This is a genomic window from Phycisphaeraceae bacterium (genome assembly GCA_019454185.1).
Classification (GTDB): Bacteria; Planctomycetota; Phycisphaerae; order Phycisphaerales; family UBA1924; genus JAHBWV01.
In genome coordinates this window covers 2,932,508-2,946,964 of the sequence record CP075368.1, presented here as the reverse complement: position 1 = coordinate 2,946,964, position 14,457 = coordinate 2,932,508, and the positions used below count along the sequence as shown (strand labels likewise).

Annotated in this window: 13 protein-coding genes; 4 read left to right on the top strand and 9 right to left on the bottom strand. The window is 67.5% G+C overall.

The window, feature by feature from the left end:
* Nucleotides 1–33: 33 nt before the first annotated feature.
* The 8 genes from KF838_12535 to KF838_12500 all read right to left on the bottom strand — a co-directional run bounded on the left by KF838_12535 (nt 34) and on the right by KF838_12500 (nt 9,735).
* On the bottom strand, nt 34–2,316 hold the full coding sequence (locus KF838_12535) for a hypothetical protein (GenBank protein ID QYK47605.1): 2,283 nt from the start codon (nt 2,314–2,316) through the stop codon (nt 34–36).
* Nucleotides 2,313–3,512 carry a [LysW]-lysine hydrolase gene (locus KF838_12530; protein QYK47604.1) on the bottom strand — a complete coding sequence of 400 codons (1,200 nt, stop codon included), beginning with the start codon at nt 3,510–3,512 and terminating at the stop codon, nt 2,313–2,315. The genes KF838_12535 and KF838_12530 overlap by 4 nt, the downstream gene beginning before the upstream one ends.
* Nucleotides 3,509–4,354: a [LysW]-aminoadipate kinase gene (locus tag KF838_12525; protein ID QYK47603.1), complete on the bottom strand. Its 846-nt coding sequence runs from the start codon at nt 4,352–4,354 to the stop codon at nt 3,509–3,511. Before KF838_12525 ends, KF838_12530 begins: the two co-directional genes overlap by 4 nt.
* A 279-nt stretch (nt 4,355–4,633) precedes the next feature.
* Nucleotides 4,634–5,698, bottom strand: a complete 1,065-nt coding sequence (gene argC, locus KF838_12520; protein QYK47602.1) for an N-acetyl-gamma-glutamyl-phosphate reductase — start codon at nt 5,696–5,698, stop codon at nt 4,634–4,636.
* On the bottom strand, nt 5,695–6,597 hold the full coding sequence (gene lysX / locus KF838_12515; protein QYK47601.1) for a lysine biosynthesis protein LysX: 903 nt from the start codon (nt 6,595–6,597) through the stop codon (nt 5,695–5,697). Before lysX ends, argC begins: the two co-directional genes overlap by 4 nt.
* A gap of 283 nt (nt 6,598–6,880) precedes the next feature.
* Nucleotides 6,881–7,084 (bottom strand): lysine biosynthesis protein LysW, encoded by a 204-nt coding sequence (gene lysW / locus KF838_12510; GenBank protein QYK47600.1) that lies wholly within the window; start codon nt 7,082–7,084, stop codon nt 6,881–6,883.
* Between the two features lie 393 nt (nt 7,085–7,477).
* Nucleotides 7,478–8,098: a hypothetical protein gene (locus KF838_12505; GenBank protein ID QYK47599.1), complete on the bottom strand. Its 621-nt coding sequence runs from the start codon at nt 8,096–8,098 to the stop codon at nt 7,478–7,480.
* Between the two features lie 170 nt (nt 8,099–8,268).
* On the bottom strand, nt 8,269–9,735 hold the full coding sequence (locus KF838_12500; GenBank protein ID QYK47598.1) for a DUF418 domain-containing protein: 1,467 nt from the start codon (nt 9,733–9,735) through the stop codon (nt 8,269–8,271).
* Between the two features lie 283 nt (nt 9,736–10,018).
* Between KF838_12500 and KF838_12495 the strand changes: the two genes are divergently transcribed.
* Genes KF838_12495 through KF838_12480 form a run of 4 tightly spaced genes read left to right on the top strand, consistent with a single transcriptional unit; the run spans nt 10,019 to nt 13,605 of the window.
* Nucleotides 10,019–10,519 carry a hypothetical protein gene (locus tag KF838_12495; GenBank protein ID QYK47597.1) on the top strand — a complete coding sequence of 167 codons (501 nt, stop codon included), beginning with the start codon at nt 10,019–10,021 and terminating at the stop codon, nt 10,517–10,519.
* Nucleotides 10,516–11,229 (top strand): hypothetical protein, encoded by a 714-nt coding sequence (locus KF838_12490; protein QYK47596.1) that lies wholly within the window; start codon nt 10,516–10,518, stop codon nt 11,227–11,229. The genes KF838_12495 and KF838_12490 overlap by 4 nt, the downstream gene beginning before the upstream one ends.
* On the top strand, nt 11,229–12,041 hold the full coding sequence (locus tag KF838_12485) for a hypothetical protein (protein ID QYK47595.1): 813 nt from the start codon (nt 11,229–11,231) through the stop codon (nt 12,039–12,041). Before KF838_12490 ends, KF838_12485 begins: the two co-directional genes overlap by 1 nt.
* Before the next feature lie 58 nt (nt 12,042–12,099).
* Nucleotides 12,100–13,605: a hypothetical protein gene (locus KF838_12480; protein QYK47594.1), complete on the top strand. Its 1,506-nt coding sequence runs from the start codon at nt 12,100–12,102 to the stop codon at nt 13,603–13,605.
* Nucleotides 13,606–13,624: 19 nt separating this feature from the next.
* Here the strand turns inward: KF838_12480 and KF838_12475 are convergent, their stop codons facing one another.
* Nucleotides 13,625–14,398 carry a hypothetical protein gene (locus KF838_12475; protein ID QYK47593.1) on the bottom strand — a complete coding sequence of 258 codons (774 nt, stop codon included), beginning with the start codon at nt 14,396–14,398 and terminating at the stop codon, nt 13,625–13,627.
* Between the last annotated feature and the right edge of the window lie 59 nt (nt 14,399–14,457).

The window sequence follows — 14,457 nt, the reverse complement described above, 5'->3', positions numbered from 1 at the left end:
GGAGAGCGCGGAGTGACGCGGAGGGGAACGGGGTTACAACGAAGAGCGAACAGCGAACATGCTGGGAACAGGAAGGTTTGTGGGTGAGGTTTGGGCAGATGACGTGATTGGGCCGCTGCGAGCTGCGGTGGCGTGCGTGTTGTGGAGTGTGGCGCGGGCCCAGAGTTCCACGCCGCCCGAGGCGAGGAGGGATCGCATGAAGGGTGCGAGGGGTCGGAGCGCGAGCATGATGCGCGAGGCGGGTTCGTCGGCGGGTGCTGTGTGGAGCGTGAGTGTTGAGGCGTCGAGATCGAGCGTGGCGGATGGGCCGAGGCGCGGATGTGTTGGTGATGCGGGGTTCAAGAGGAGAGGAAAGATTGGTTCGAGTTCGGGAGATTCGAGTACGAGGAGGCCGTTGTTGATCGCGTTGCGGAGGTACGTGGCGTTGATGGAGACGGCGATGACGGCGGCGATGCCGGCGTGCTTGAGCGCGGTGGCGGCCTGCTCGCGCGAGCTGCCACGTCCGAAGTTGCGACCGGCGAGGATGATGTCGGCGCGTGAGATGTGCGGGGTGATTGGCGGAGTGTCGGTGGGGTCGAGGTTCTCGAAGATGACGGCGGCCATCTCGGCGGGTGTCATGTCGCTTCGGTAGGTGTGGCGCCCGGCGTAGATGGCATCGGTGGAGATGTCGGGCTCTGGGATGAGGATGGTGCGGGGGGGAGTGGAAGAAGGGGCAGAGGGGCGGAGGGGCGAAGGGACCGAGGGTTGAAAGGCGGGGGAGGGAAGAAGTTCACCACGGAGGGCCACGGAGGGCCACAGAGTGGGGGCGGGAGCAAGAGGCAATGGGGAATGAGGAGTGGACGCAGTGCTCTGAGACACCAGTTCCGCCTCACGGTGTTCAGCGGGAACTGGTGGCACCCGGCTCACATCCAGACTCGATCGTGTCATGTCTTCCGGCACTGCCCTCTCTCTCGGATCCGTCTGCTTCTCTCTACGCTCTGTGTCCTTCTCTGTGAACTCTGTGCCTCGGTGGTGAATGGTCTCTGCATCGTCGAGCAGCGCGGGCGTCGTGATGTATCCGGCGAGGGCGGAGGCGGCGACGACGGCGGGGCTTGCGAGGTAGACCTGGGCGGAGCGGTCGCCCATGCGTCCGGGGAAGTTGCGGTTGGTGGCGGAGATAGCGGTCTCACCGGGCTTGAGTGTGCCTTCGCCGAGGCCGATGCAGGGGCCGCAGCCGCTGGGGAGCGGGGTTGCGCCGGAGGCGAGCAATGTCTGCCAGATGCCATGGGCCTCGGCGTCGCGCTGGATCTCTGCGGACGCGGCGGCGATGTAGAAGCGGACACGCGGTTGGATGCGACGGTTGCGGACGACATCGGCGGCTTGCGCGAGATCGGGCAGGCGCGCGTTCACGCAGGAGAGGAGATACGCAACGTCGATCGGGATGCGGCGTGCGGCGAACGCTGAGGCGGGTGCCGCGAGATCGGTGCGGTTCGGCCCGGTGATGGTGGGCTCGATGGATGAGAGATCGAGGTCGATGGTGTGGGCGTAGCGAGCATCGCGATCGGCGCGGCGCGGGGCATCGGCCCATGTGTGCGGATGCAGCCCTCGGGCGGCGAGAGTGGAATCGACGGCGTCGTCGGGCTCCATGATGCAGGCGATCGCGCCCCACTCGGTGGTCATGTTGGCGATGGCGATGCGGTCGCTGATGGAGAGGGTGTGGAGCCCGTCGCCGGTGAACTCGACGGCGGCGTTCTCGGCATCGCGTGGGAAGCGGGCGCAGAGGGAGAGGATGATGTCCTTGCCCGTGACGCCCGGCGCGAGCGCGTTGATCAGTCGGACGTTGATGACCGGCGGGATGTGCCACCACGTGTGGCCGGTGGCCCAGATGACGGCGGCATCGGTGCGGACGACGGGCGCGCCGAGCGCGCCGAACGCGCCGTAGGCGTTGGCGTGGGAATCGGAGGCGACGACGAGCGAGCCGGGGATGACGTGGCCTCGTTCGAGCATCAACTGGTGGCCGATGCCGGAGCCGGCGCGATGGAACTCGAGGGCGTGGGCGCGGGCGAAGCGCTCGATCGTGGCGTAGCGTCCGAGGTTCTCCGGCGTGTGGTTCTGGATGTCATGGTCGAGCGCGAGCACGGGTTGCCCGGGGTCGTGGATCGCGGCGGCTTCGCGGGACTCGAAGAGCGCGTGGAACTTGGGGATGACCGCGCTGGTGTTGTCGTGCGTGAGGATGCGGCGCGGGCGGATGAGGACGAAGTCGCCCTGGCGCGCGGGGGCAGAGCCGCGGGAGAGGTGGAGGGAGACGATCTTCTCGGTGAGTGTGAGCCCGCTCATGCGCGTGGCTCCCGGGCGCGGGTGGTGAGCAGCTCCGATGCGAGCGACTCGATGGCGCGGGTGAGGATGCGGATGGCGCGGAGATACTCGGCGACGGGGAGGTGCTCGATCGGCGTGTGGTCGAGGGAGGAATCGCCGGGTCCGTAGGCGGCGATGGGGCAGTTCCAGATCGGCGCGACGACGTTGAGGTCGGCGGTGCCGGTCTTGAGTTTGGGGCGGGGCGTTGCGCCGAGCGAGCGGATCGCGGAGGAGAGGGCGCGCACGACGGGATCGTTGCGATCGACGGCGTGGGCATGCTCGTGGCCTTCGAAGCGGAGCGTGAGGCCATGGGTGTCGGCGAGGAGAGAGTCGATGCGGGATTGGAGATCGGCGGGCGCGATCCAGCGGGGCAGGCGGAAGCCGCCGACGAGCGTTGCGCGGTCGGTGAGGCCATCGGAGGAGGACGCGAGCGAGCGGAGCGAGGATTGGATGATGTCGAAGGCGCGCGGTAACGCATCACCGGCGGTGTTCGCGGCGTTGAGTGATGTGATGAGTTCGAGGATGCGTGCCCACGCGGCGTGCGCAACGTCGGGCGCGGAATCGCCGGGGCCTGCGCTGTGGTGGCAGGGTTGAGCGACATCGATGTGGACGAGGAGGCGGCCCTTGTAACCGAGGGTGACGCCGTCGGAGCCGCTCGGCTCGCCGATGATGCATGCATCGGGGCGGAAGGTGCGTGCGATGTGGCGTGCGCCGCGTGAGTGGGGCGTCTCTTCGCCGACGGCGGCGCAGACGCGGAGGGTGACGCCCGGCGGGAGGGTTGCGCGGGCGGCGGCGAAGAGCATGGCGACGAGCGGGCCCTTGGCATCGACGCTGCCTCGGCCGCGGAGGATGCGGGTGTCGGCGTGGTCGGTGCGTTCGCCCTCGATGCGGACGGGGATGTCGCCGGGGACGGTGTCGATGTGGCCGAGGAGGATGATTTCTGCGAGGGGATCGTCGCCGCGTCGGGTCGCGATGCCGGAGCCGGCCTCGTCGATCTCTGCTTCCATGCCGAGCGCGCGGGCGTGCGTGACGAAGCGTTCGACTGCGGCACGCTCGCTGTTGCTGACGCTGGGGATGGCGACGAGATCGTGGAGCGTGTCGAGCGCGTGGTCGTCGGACCATGCGGGAGAGGTGTGGGCGGGCTGCTGCGCCGCGGGCGTGTGTGTGGCGCTGCTCATGCGACACCTGCAGGCGAGGCGTGGAAGGTTGTTCCCGCGCCGGCCCGGGCCGATGCGATGGGGCTCTCGCCGTTTGCTGAGCCGATGACAACGCGCGGAACGGGGCGCCCTCCGATGCCTCGCATGGCTTCTTCCGCGGCGAGGACCTTGTTCTTCATGCGACCCGCTGCGGCGGCGCGGGCGGATTCGATGGTGGTGTCGTCAACGCGGGAGATGAGTGAGCCGGGGTCGCGCGGATCGCGGAGTACGCCGGGGACGTTGCTGAGCAGGAGGAGTTCGTCGGCGCCGAGTGCGGCGGCGGTGCGGGCGGCGGCGCGGTCGGCATCGACGTTGATGGCGATGCCGTCGTCGGTGATGGCGGGGGGCGTGAGGACGGGGAGGCGTCCGGCGTCGAGCAGGAGGTTGAGGAAGTCGGCGTCGACGCGATCGACGGTGCCGCTGAGATCGTCGCGGATGATGACGGTGCGTCCCTGTTCGATGGCGCGGATGGCGGCCTTGCGTGTGCCGCGCCAGATCGCGCTGTCGATGCCGGAGAGTCCGACGGCGTTGACGCCCTCGCGCTGGAGGTGTTCGACGATGCTCTTGTTCACGCGTCCGCAGTAGACCATGGTGAAGATGTCGAGGGTCTCTCTGTCTGTGCGTCGGCTGGTGTGGCCGCTGGGGCTGGTGATGGTGCGGGGCGGGTGGCCGAGTCTTTCAGAGAGGACGTTGGTCTCGTGCGAGCCGCCGTGGACGAGGACGACGCGAAGCGCGGGCTCGGCACGGATGAGTGAGGCGAGTTCGGTGAGGATCGGAGAGAGGGAGATGCCCTCGCCGCCGCCGATCTTGATGATGAGTGTCATGGGAGCTCCGGAGGGACGAGGGACGCAGCAAAGAGAAGACGGACTCACCACAGAGAAGATGGACTCACCACAGAGGCACAGAGGGCACAGAGTGGAGAACGTGTGAAGGGCACCAAGCTGGTGTGGGACGTTCGAGATCCCGATGCCCATTTCCACTTCCCATTGGCTTTGTCATGGTCTTTCTCTGTGTGCTCTGTGCCTCTGTGGTGAGTCTTGCTTTGTGGTGAGTCTTGCTTTGTGGTGAGTCTTGCTTTGTGGTGAGTCTTGCTTTGGCTTTGCTCAACACGGGTGCAATCCTGGGAATCCGAGCCCTGCGCGTTCGTCGAGGCCAAAGGCGATGTTCATGCACTGCACGGCGGAGCCCGCGGCACCTTTCATCAGGTTGTCGATGGCGCAGAGCGCGACGATGCGTCCGGAGCGCGGGTCGATGTCGAAGCCGACATCCGCGTAGTTGGAACCGGCGAGGATCTTGGGATCGGGGAGCCGATGCAGGCCGGACTTCTCGGCGACGAGGCGGACGAAGGGCTCCGGGTGCGTGGTGGACGCGTAGGCGGCGCGATAGGTCTTCCAGAGGTCCCTCATCTCGACGCGGCGCGTCGGGATCACGTGCGCGGTGCAGAGGACGCCACGGACCATCTCGATCGAGGTGATCGAGACGTCGAGCGGGAAGGGGCCGGAGAGGGGGCTGAGTTCTTGCGCGACTTCCGCAGCGTGGCGATGGCCGACGGGCGCGTAGGAGCGCACTGCGCCGGAGCGCTCGGGGTGGTGCGAGCCGGCGGAGGGTTCCGCGCCCGCTTCGGATGAGCCGACCTTGATGTCGCAGATGGCGCGTTCGATGAGTCCGGCGCGAGCGAGGGGGAGGAGGGCGAGGATCATCGCTGTGGCGTTGCAGCCGACGCCGCTGATGAGGCGGGCGGGTTGCGCGCCGGAGCGCATCTCGCGCCGGTGGAGTTCGGGGAGTCCGTAGACGGCGGAGGCCAGCCGCGCGGGCGCGGGGTGGTCTTCCTCGTACCACGCGCGGTAGGTTGCGGGGTCGCGGAGGCGGAAGTCGGCGGAGAGATCGATGACGGTCTGGGCCTTGTCGAGCCAGCGATCGATCTCGCGCGAGGCCTGGCCGTGGGGCATGCAGAGGAAAAGAACGTCGGAAGCGGGGACTTCTTCGGGAACGGTGAAGAGCAGATCGGAGCGGCCACGGAGGTTGGGGTGCACGCGATGGAGGGGCTGGCCCGCGAGCGAGCGCGAAGAGGCGGCGGCGAGTTCGACGCCGGGGTGGTCGAGAAGCAGGCGGAGGAGCTCGCCACCGGTGTAGCCGCTGGCGCCGACGATGGAGACACGGATGCTCATCGGGCGGCTCCGGCGAGTGCGGGCGTGCGCGAGGGGGCGCGTCCGTTTGCGATGGAGCGGGCGATTGAGAGGGCGTGGTCGGCGACGAGTCCGGGGATGTCGACGCCGCTGGTGTCGATGCTGTTGCGGAACTCCATGGAGTGGTTGAGTTCGCTGACGAGATAGCCGCGGCGCGGGCACTCGAGGATGTCGATGGCGACGACGTCGGCGTTGACGCAGCGTGAAGCGCGTCGGCAGATGTCGGCGAGGTCGGGGTCGACGGTGAGGCCCGCGGCCTTGGCGCCCCGGGCCGTGTTGGTGACCCAGTGGGCGCTCGTGCGGACGATCGCAGCGATCGGCTCGCCACCGACGACGAAGACGCGGATGTCGCGCCCGGGCTTGTCCACATGTTCCTGCACATAGAAGACGTGGTGGTTGACGGAGCCGAGCGTGGCGCGATGCTCGACGATCGCCTCGGCGGCATCGCGGTCGTTGACACGCGCGAGCAGGCGCCCCCATGAGCCGACGGTGGGCTTCAGCACGGCGGGGTAGCCGATCGCCTCAATCGCCGTCATCGCGGCGTCGGCATCGGTCGCGACGGTGACGCGGGGTGTGGGGATCCCGGCGGCGACGAGCGCCATCGACGTGCGCAACTTGTCCGAGCAGATCTCGATTGCGTCGGCGGGGTTGATGCAGCGGACGCCGAAGTGCTCCAGCACGCGATTGGTCGTGAGGGATGCGGTGAGACTGACGGTGCGGTCGAGCACCACGTCGTACTCGGGCCAGTGCTCGGGGCGTTCGATGTCGAACATGACCTGGCGGAGGTCGATGAGATCGGGCGTGACGCCCCGGGCGGTGAAGGCGTCGGCGAGGAGACGCTCTTCGGTGCGGAGACGGGTGTGGAGGATGGCGAGTCGCATGGGGGCTCCAAGAGAAGAGAACGCAGAGAGGACTGAACAGGGGAAAGAGGTTGAACGCGAAGGTCGCGAAGGGCACGAAGGAAGGCGGAAGAGAGGGGCAAAGAGAGAAGTGTTCAACGCAGAGAACGCGGAGGGCCGCGGAGAGAAGGGGTGAGCGCGAGAGGTGAAGAAGATGACGGGGCGACGGGAATGGGGCGTTGCCCTCCAAGCTCGCCGGTTCACCCGGCGAGCGATCTCCGCGCTCTACCACCCGCAATCGCCCTCAAGGCGGTTTCGGACTCTCTTACTCGCCCCAGTCTTCTTCGACTTCGGGGGCGAGGGCGAGAGTGAGGGGTGAGGTGCTGGTGACCTCGAGTTCCACGCCGCAGTCGGTGCAGCGGGCGACCTGTCCGGCGAGGGGCGGGCGATCGAAGCGGACGGGTCCTTCGCACTCGGGGCATGGTGATGCGACAGACTGATTGGTGCCGGTGTGTGTGTGGCTGGACATCTGAGTTCTCCGGACGGGTGTGGGTTGACAAGGTGGAAAAACAAGCACGGCTTCCGGAGCATCCGGAAGCCGCGTGGGTTGCGTGTTCTTGCTGGTCTCTGAGTCTGAACTCAGCCCTTGCTCACGCAGTGCGACCGCCGGACGCTCGTGGCGCCTTTGGCTTTGGTCGCTTTGCTGGTGAGGGAGCGGATCATGGGTTCGATTCGTGTGAACGAGCGGGGTGCGTGGCCTGTGGCTTTCAGTGTCGGGTGATTTGGCCCCATCGCTTGAACAAAGTCAAGGGACGTGAGTGCGAGTCAGCATGGGTCGCGGCGCGTGGCGTGAAAGAAAGAGGGCAGTGAGCGCCACTCGCGCTCACTGCCCGTGATGTGTGATGCGTGCTGAGGTGATGGATCAGCGACGACGACCCGCGGCGAGCAGCCCGAGCCCGAGCAGGGCGAGGGAGCCGGGGGTGGGAACGCCGGGGACCTTGTCGGAGCCGCCGTCAGCCAGGCCGCGGAAGCGGGCGAGGAGGCCCGGGTTGTGCGACGCGTTGACGAAGGAGTTGTCCGTGAGCATCGCGGCGTCAGAGGCGGTGATGGTCCAGACGAAGGTGCCGGAGGCGCCGACGGCGAGGCCGCCGGTGGGCATGCCGCCGCCGAGGTAGGTGCCGCCCACGCCCGCGCCACCCATGTAGGTCCCGAAGGGGGAGCCGCTGGTCTCGCCGGTGTTGGTCATGGAGGGGACGGTGCTGGAGGTGAGGAGCGTCGAGGCGGACATATCGACCGTGTCGAAGCGGAAGACGAAGGCGGTGAGAAGCCCACCAATATGGGCGGGTGTGTCGTTGGTGAGGGTGACGGTGAGTTCACCGACAGAGCCACCCAGGTGGATGTAGTTGAGCGTGCCGGAGAACGTGGCTCCGGTTCCTTCGGTGCTGGCGGCGACATCCCCGTGGATGACCGTCATGCCGAAGGTCGACGTGGTGAAAAGAGCAGCAGCCGCCCAAACGGGCACGGTGGACCGGGTACGCAACATAAGTGTCTCTCCTTATCTCTCTCTATGGAATGGGCTTAGAACACAGGCCCACCAGAGAATACGCAAGAAAAGTCGAAGACAGATGACCAAATTGGGGGAATGCCAGCAAAATGACGGTTTTTCTTGTTCTTCGGACCAAATCAGCCCGAACAGCGTTCGTAAACCGATGCTTATTCGGACTTTATGTGGCGGAAAGAAACTGGCCGGAGGTACGTCGCCGTGCGCCAGAGCCATTCGGCGGGGCCGATGGCGAAGCGTTTGAGATAGAGCGTGCTGAAGACGAGCTGGCATCCGTAGAGCCCGAGCACGAAGACGATGGGCCAGAGTCCGTTGACCTTGCCGAAGAGCCCGAAGCCGTAGAAGTAGAAGGTGGTGGTGGCGACGAGGGTCTGGGTGAGGTAGTTGGTCAGGCCGAGGCGTCCGGCGCAGGCGAAGGGGTGGAGGAGGCGGGCGAGGCCCGGTGAGGCGGGGGCACGGTTGGCGAGCAGGGCCGCGCCGCCGAGGATGGCAAAGGGGATGGCGATCGCGCCCAGCGCGTACAGGGCCTGCCACACAAAATTAAGGGGGTGGGTGACGTCGCCGGGGGTGATGAAGAGTTTGCCGGATGCGGCGAGAGCCGCGGCGGGGAGCCCGACGAGCAGCCCGACGCGGATCAGTGTGCGATGGATGCGGGTGCGGCTCTGGTTGAAGAAGTCGGAGCGGATGAGGGCGGCACCGATGAGGAAGAGTCCGAGGATGCGCGGCCCCATGAAGGGGATGACAAAGACGAACATGGCGAGCCAGGTGACGCTGCGGAAGATGGCGAGGTCGAGGTAGGGGCCTTTCTGATAGGCGATGGTCTCGGCTTCCATCCACACGGGCGATTGCGGGCCTTCGGGTGATTGCTGCATCGCGCGGAAGGGTGCCGGCATCTTGCTCTTGGCGGCGTCGGGGTCTGAGATTTGAGCGGGGGTTTGGCTGTCTGAGGATGTGGTGACCGGCTCGGACTGGGCGTCTGGATCGGTGGTTGGCTCGATCTTTGGATCGTTGTTTGGCTGATCGGGCGTGACGATCGCGCTCGGGGCTGGCTCGGCGGGCGAAGTTGGTGTGTTGGCGAAGAGCATGCCGAGCAGCAGACTGAGCATGACAAAGGTCTCGGCGACGAGGATGAGTGCCGCGCCGACGATCGCGAGGGTGCGGGCTTTCCACCTACGGACGAGGAGGAGTGCGAGCCCGCCGATGGCGTAGACGAAGAGGATGTCGCCGTACCAGAAGAGGTTGGCGTGGAGGAATCCGAGGAGTGCGAGGAAGCCGAAGCGTCGGAGGGCGATCGGGGTTGCGCTCTCGGGTCGCCGCGAGCGGGCGCGATCGGTGAGGATGATGAAGCCCATGCCGAAGAGGAGCGAGAAGAGGGTGTAGAACTTGGATTCACCGAAGGTGTAGACGATGAACCACCACGCGCTGTCGAGCGGCGGCGTGTCCGGCCCGGGGGGCAGGAACGATGCGCCAAGGGGCGAGGAGAAGAAGCGGAAGTTGACCGTGAGGATGCCGAGGAGGGCGAACCCGCGGGCGATATCCATCGCGCCGATCCGCTCGGAGAAGGGGACAGGTGAGGGTGAGGCGTTCGATGGCTGGATCGGAGTGTCCGGCGCGTTCATGCGTTGCTCCCACGGCGCGCTCCTGGATGTGGTAGGGGTGGGGGGCGCGGGCCGTCAGAGTATCTTGGGGACCTGATAGCCGCGCTTGCAGGGGATGCGCGAGCGCGCCCGACCGGGTTCACTGACAGACGTCTGTCAGTGAGCGGGCCGCGAGTGGGGGTCTCTGGGCGCGCATCCGGGTATACACCGAACAAAGTCCTTGCAATGGTGCTCCAGATGGGGAAGACTGTCGGGGGAAGGGCCTCGGGAGGCCCATCCGATGGAACCAGTATGGAGGATTCCCATGCGTGCGAGTGGAGTGAAGCGTCGGCGCCGGGTGGTGCGTCTGAGCGAGAACGCGTCGGTCGATCTGCGGCGCGTGATGGAGCGTGAGCGTGCGGCGGGGTTGCTGTCGCGCGTGATGCTGCTCGCGCCGGAGGACCAGTGGCTCTTGGATCAGCATCTTGGTCATGGGCGAGCGATCGCGGAGATCGCGCGTCAGATCGGGAGGTCGCCGAGTTCGCTGCGGGAGCGGGTGCGCCGGTTGATCGGGCGGATCGAGTCTCCGGCGTACGCGCTCGCGCTGGCCGAGGCCTCGTCGTGGGATGCGACAGCGCGGGCGTGTGTGCTTGCGTGCGTGGGGCGGGGGATCTCGATGCGTCGCGCGTCGAGAGAGCTCGGCATCGGCGAGCACGTGGTGCGAGCGCGGATGCGGGAGTTTGAGTGGACGCTCCGGTCGGTGGTCGAGAGACAGCGCGGCACGGCGGCACCGTGCGAGCGGCTCGCGAAGGGGGTGGCGGCATGAGCGCGCGTGGTGTGCAACGGCGTCCATCGACCCGCGTGCTGCACGCGCTCGCGGCGTTCGGTCTCGGGGTTCGGGATTGCGAGCGGATGCTCCGCGCTGAGCGGCGGGCGTGGCGCGAGGGCGCGGCTCGGATCGCGGCATCGGGGCGGAACGCGAGCGTGGCGGCGATTCTCGGCCCGAGCGGGAGCGGAAAGTCGTCGGTGCTGCGCGAGGTCGGGACGATGGTTGAGCGGGCCGGGTGTTACGCGCTGCGTTCGTCGGATGGGGCGTGGGCGACGGAGATGGAGGGGCGCGCGACGGTGGAGATTCCCCGGACGACGCTCGGGGAATCGATCTCGCTGCTGGCGCGGGTCGGGCTTGCGGAGCCGCGCTTGTTCGGGCTCGGGTTTGAGGCGTTGTCCGACGGGCAGCGTGCGCGTCTGCGGCTTGCGCTCCTGATGCGTGATGCGCTGGCGGCGCGAAGGGAGTCCGGTGCGCCGGTGTGGCTCCTGATCGACGAGTTCGGGAGCGGGCTGGACATCACGACCGCGCGGGGCGTCGCGAGCGCGCTGGCTCGGTTCGTGCGCCGAACAGAGGGCGTGGCGGCGGCGGTGTGCGTTCACGACGAGCGTGCCCTGGCGTGGCTCGAGCCGGAGATCACGCTGGAACTCTCGCTGGATGCGCAGGTTGGTGTGCGCGAACGCGGCGAGCGCGTGAAGGGGGTGGCGTGATGACGCGGGTTGTCGGTTGGGTGATCGAGGAGGGGACGCTCGCGGATCTCCGCGCGATGTCGCCGTTTCATTACGCGCGTTCGCTGCCCCACGCCCCGGTGCGCGTGCTGCGCGCGGTGGAGCGGAGAGCCGGGCTGGGTGGCGGGCCGGGCAGTGGATCGGGGTGTGGGCCGGGCAGTGGTCGGGGCGGGCTGGTCGGTGTGCTGGCGGTGTCGCGCCCGGTGCTGAACGCATCGTGGCGGGCGACGGCCTGGCCCGGTGTGTTCGACGGTTTTGGGAACAGCGAGCGTGCGCGCGCGATCAATGCGCATCTGAGGACGATCTCACGGGTGATCGTCGAGCCGCGGCATCGATCGATGGGTGTCGGTTCGATGCTCGTGCGGGCGTATCTTGCGTCGCGCGAGACGGTGCTGACGGAGACGATCGCGTCGATGGCGAGGTACACGTCGCTGTTTGCGCGCTGCGGGATGAGACGCGTGGAGTTTCCGAGGGCGGCGCGTGATGAGCGGCTGTTGCTGGCGCTCGGGGCGCGGGGGAGGGCTCCATATGAACTGGTTGATCCGGCGCGGGCGCGGCTGCTGATGCGGGACGCCTCGATACGCGTCGCGGTCGATCGCTGGCTGAACGCTTCGCGCGGCACGCGTGCGGCTCTGGCGATGGGGCGAGTGGACCGGGCGTCGACCGCCGGTCGCGGGCTGATCGCAAGACCCGTGGTGTATGTGCACGGGGATGAGGGCGAAGTGGCGCAGCGTGAGTCGATGGAGCGAGGGTTGCCGGGGATCACGCGGGGCATCTTGCGTCGATCGGCGTGAGTGTGTGGTGCGAGGGTGGGCTCCCGCTCGTGCGACGGATCCGATGGAGGAGCCGCGCATGGAGCACGAAGGTGTCGGAGAGTCGGGGTCGATCGAGGGCGGGGCGCGAGATGGGGGCGCTCACGGGTGCGGCGTGCGCAGGCCGCGCAATCCGATGGAACTGCGTCGATTTGTGCATGAGTGTGTGGGTGTTCAGGTGCCCTCGCGTTCGCGAGACGGGCGCGGGGGTCCGATGGAGTATCTGTGGCATGCGTTCGATGATCGGGGCGAGAGCGGGGCTGCGCGGGACGGGGTGGTGTGGGCGTGCCGCGGCGGGGGGAAGACGATGCTCGGCGCGATCGCGACGGTGGCGGACCTGGTGTTCAACGACGGGATCCAGGTGCGGATTCTGGCGGGGTCTCTGGAGCAGGGCTCGCGGATGCACGAGCATCTTCGGCGCGCGTTCACGAGGCCGGAGCTCGCGCCACTGGTGCGCGGGCGGATCACGGAGCGGAGGATCGAGCTGCGCAACGGATCGCGCGTGGAGCTGCTCGCGCAGTCGCAGGCGTCGGTGCGCGGCACGCGTGTGCATCGGCTGCGGTGCGATGAGGTGGAGCTGTTCGATGAGGAGGTGTGGGAGGCGGCCCAGTTGGTGACGCGGTCGGAGAGGTTGGAGACGGGCTTGGTGCGTGGCTCGATCGACGCGCTCTCGACGATGCACATGCCGTTCGGCCTGATGCGCCGGATCGTGGGCTCGTGCGCCGAGGGAAAGCGGACGCTGTTCAAGTGGGGGATCGCCGAGGTGCTCGCGCCGTGCGTGTGCGAGGCGGATCAGCGGGAGGGCTGCGCGGTGGGGGAGGAGTGCGCGATGCGCGGCGGGGGCGACGAGATCGCGGGGCATGTCTCGATCGAGGACGCCTCGCGTCAGAAGGGGCGCGTCTCGCGCGAGGTGTGGGAGTCGGAGATGCTCTGTCTCAGGCCGACGCGGCGCGAGACCGTCTTTCCGGAGTTTGACGAGAGCGTGCATGTTGTCGACGCGCTGCCCGACGGTGTCGAAGCGAGCGGCGTGTGGCTGGCGGGGATGGACTTCGGGTTCCGCACGAGCGTGCTGCTGTGGGCGGTGCATGACCAGCGTCAGGATCGGCTCTTCATCGTGGATGAGCGGGTGGCGCACAACGGGTTGCTGAGGGATCACGTGGAGGCGATGCGTTCGGGGGCGTGGCCGGTGCCGCGTTGGCTCGGGGTCGATCCGGCGGGGCGCGCGACGAGCGACCAGTCGGGGCGATCGAACGTTGAGTTGCTGCGTGCGAGCGGATTCCGCCCGGGGTGGAGGAGCGCGCCGACGCGGACGGGGCTGGAGATGGTGCGGGCGCGCCTGCGTCCGGCGATCGGTGAGCCCCGGCTGTTCATTCACAGGCGGTGCGCGGGGTTGATCGAGGCGCTGCGCTCGTACCACTTTGACCCGAAGGACCAGTGGAGGCAGATGCCGATCAAGGACGGGCACGACCACGCGGCGGACGCGCTGCGGTATCTGATCGTGTGCCTCGATCTCGGCTTTGAGACGAGCGTCGGGTCTTATGTGTGAGCGGGGCGAACACGGATGTTCATTCGTGGGCGTAGAGGTCGTCGTAGTAGACATCGCCCCGGACGGGAGGATCCTCGTCGCGCAGGGAGTCGAAGCGGACCTCGAACAGGACGCGGCAGAACTCGAAGTTGCTGAAGTCGACGCCCCAGTGGGCCTTGAAGTCTGTGCGCGGGTTGATCTCGAAGTGGACCCACTCGCCTTGCACGGGCTCGGGCGGGCCGCTGAGGATGAACTTGCGGTTGGAGATGGAGAGCGGGGCCTCTTCGACGCCGGCGAGGGTGTAGGCGATCTGCACGTTGCGTGCGTTGCCGATAGCGGGGACGCGTTCCTGGATGTTCCAGAGGATGACGACGACCTGGAGGTACTGCTTGGGTGTGCCGCGTTGCCAGTTCTCGACCTTGTACCACCCGCCGATGGTCTCCGGGGCGTGTGTGGTCTTGAACTCCTGGACCGCGCCGTGGATGCGTGTGCGTCCGCGGTACTTGGTGCTGTCCATTTCGAGGTGCGCGCTGCGGGTTCCTGTGCGGGCGACGGTGTCGGAGATGGCGAACTTGCCCCAGGAGGTCGTGTTCCGCTCGGCGAAACTGAACCACGGGTCCATGCCGCCTTCGAAGGATGGGTTGAGGAGGAGGTTCGGGCGCAGCGCGGCATCTTCTGCGGGTGGCTCCGGAGCCGAAGCAGGAGGCGTTGCGGCGGGTGGCGTGGGGGGGGGAGGAGGAGAGGCGGGCGGAGTCGCCGGGGGAGGGGTGAAGAGGAGGAGTGACCCGGCCACGATCAGGCATGAAGAAAGCATGAAGGGATTGTACCGAATGAGCGTGGTGAGATGATGAGAAATGATGGGCCTTGTGAGGT

Bases quoted from the DNA above. Each gene is read 5' to 3' on its own strand.
- KF838_12535 (QYK47605.1), bottom strand. From the start codon at position 2,316: ATGAGCGGGCTCACACTCACCGAGAAGATCGTCTCCCTCCACCTCTCC.
- KF838_12530 (QYK47604.1), bottom strand. From the start codon at position 3,512: ATGAGCAGCGCCACACACACGCCCGCGGCGCAGCAGCCCGCCCACACC.
- KF838_12525 (QYK47603.1), bottom strand. From the start codon at position 4,354: ATGACACTCATCATCAAGATCGGCGGCGGCGAGGGCATCTCCCTCTCT.
- argC (QYK47602.1), bottom strand. From the start codon at position 5,698: ATGAGCATCCGTGTCTCCATCGTCGGCGCCAGCGGCTACACCGGTGGC.
- lysX (QYK47601.1), bottom strand. From the start codon at position 6,597: ATGCGACTCGCCATCCTCCACACCCGTCTCCGCACCGAAGAGCGTCTC.
- lysW (QYK47600.1), bottom strand. From the start codon at position 7,084: ATGTCCAGCCACACACACACCGGCACCAATCAGTCTGTCGCATCACCA.
- KF838_12505 (QYK47599.1), bottom strand. From the start codon at position 8,098: ATGTTGCGTACCCGGTCCACCGTGCCCGTTTGGGCGGCTGCTGCTCTT.
- KF838_12500 (QYK47598.1), bottom strand. From the start codon at position 9,735: ATGAACGCGCCGGACACTCCGATCCAGCCATCGAACGCCTCACCCTCA.
- KF838_12495 (QYK47597.1), top strand. From the start codon at position 10,019: ATGCGTGCGAGTGGAGTGAAGCGTCGGCGCCGGGTGGTGCGTCTGAGC.
- KF838_12490 (QYK47596.1), top strand. From the start codon at position 10,516: ATGAGCGCGCGTGGTGTGCAACGGCGTCCATCGACCCGCGTGCTGCAC.
- KF838_12485 (QYK47595.1), top strand. From the start codon at position 11,229: ATGACGCGGGTTGTCGGTTGGGTGATCGAGGAGGGGACGCTCGCGGAT.
- KF838_12480 (QYK47594.1), top strand. From the start codon at position 12,100: ATGGAGCACGAAGGTGTCGGAGAGTCGGGGTCGATCGAGGGCGGGGCG.
- KF838_12475 (QYK47593.1), bottom strand. From the start codon at position 14,398: ATGCTTTCTTCATGCCTGATCGTGGCCGGGTCACTCCTCCTCTTCACC.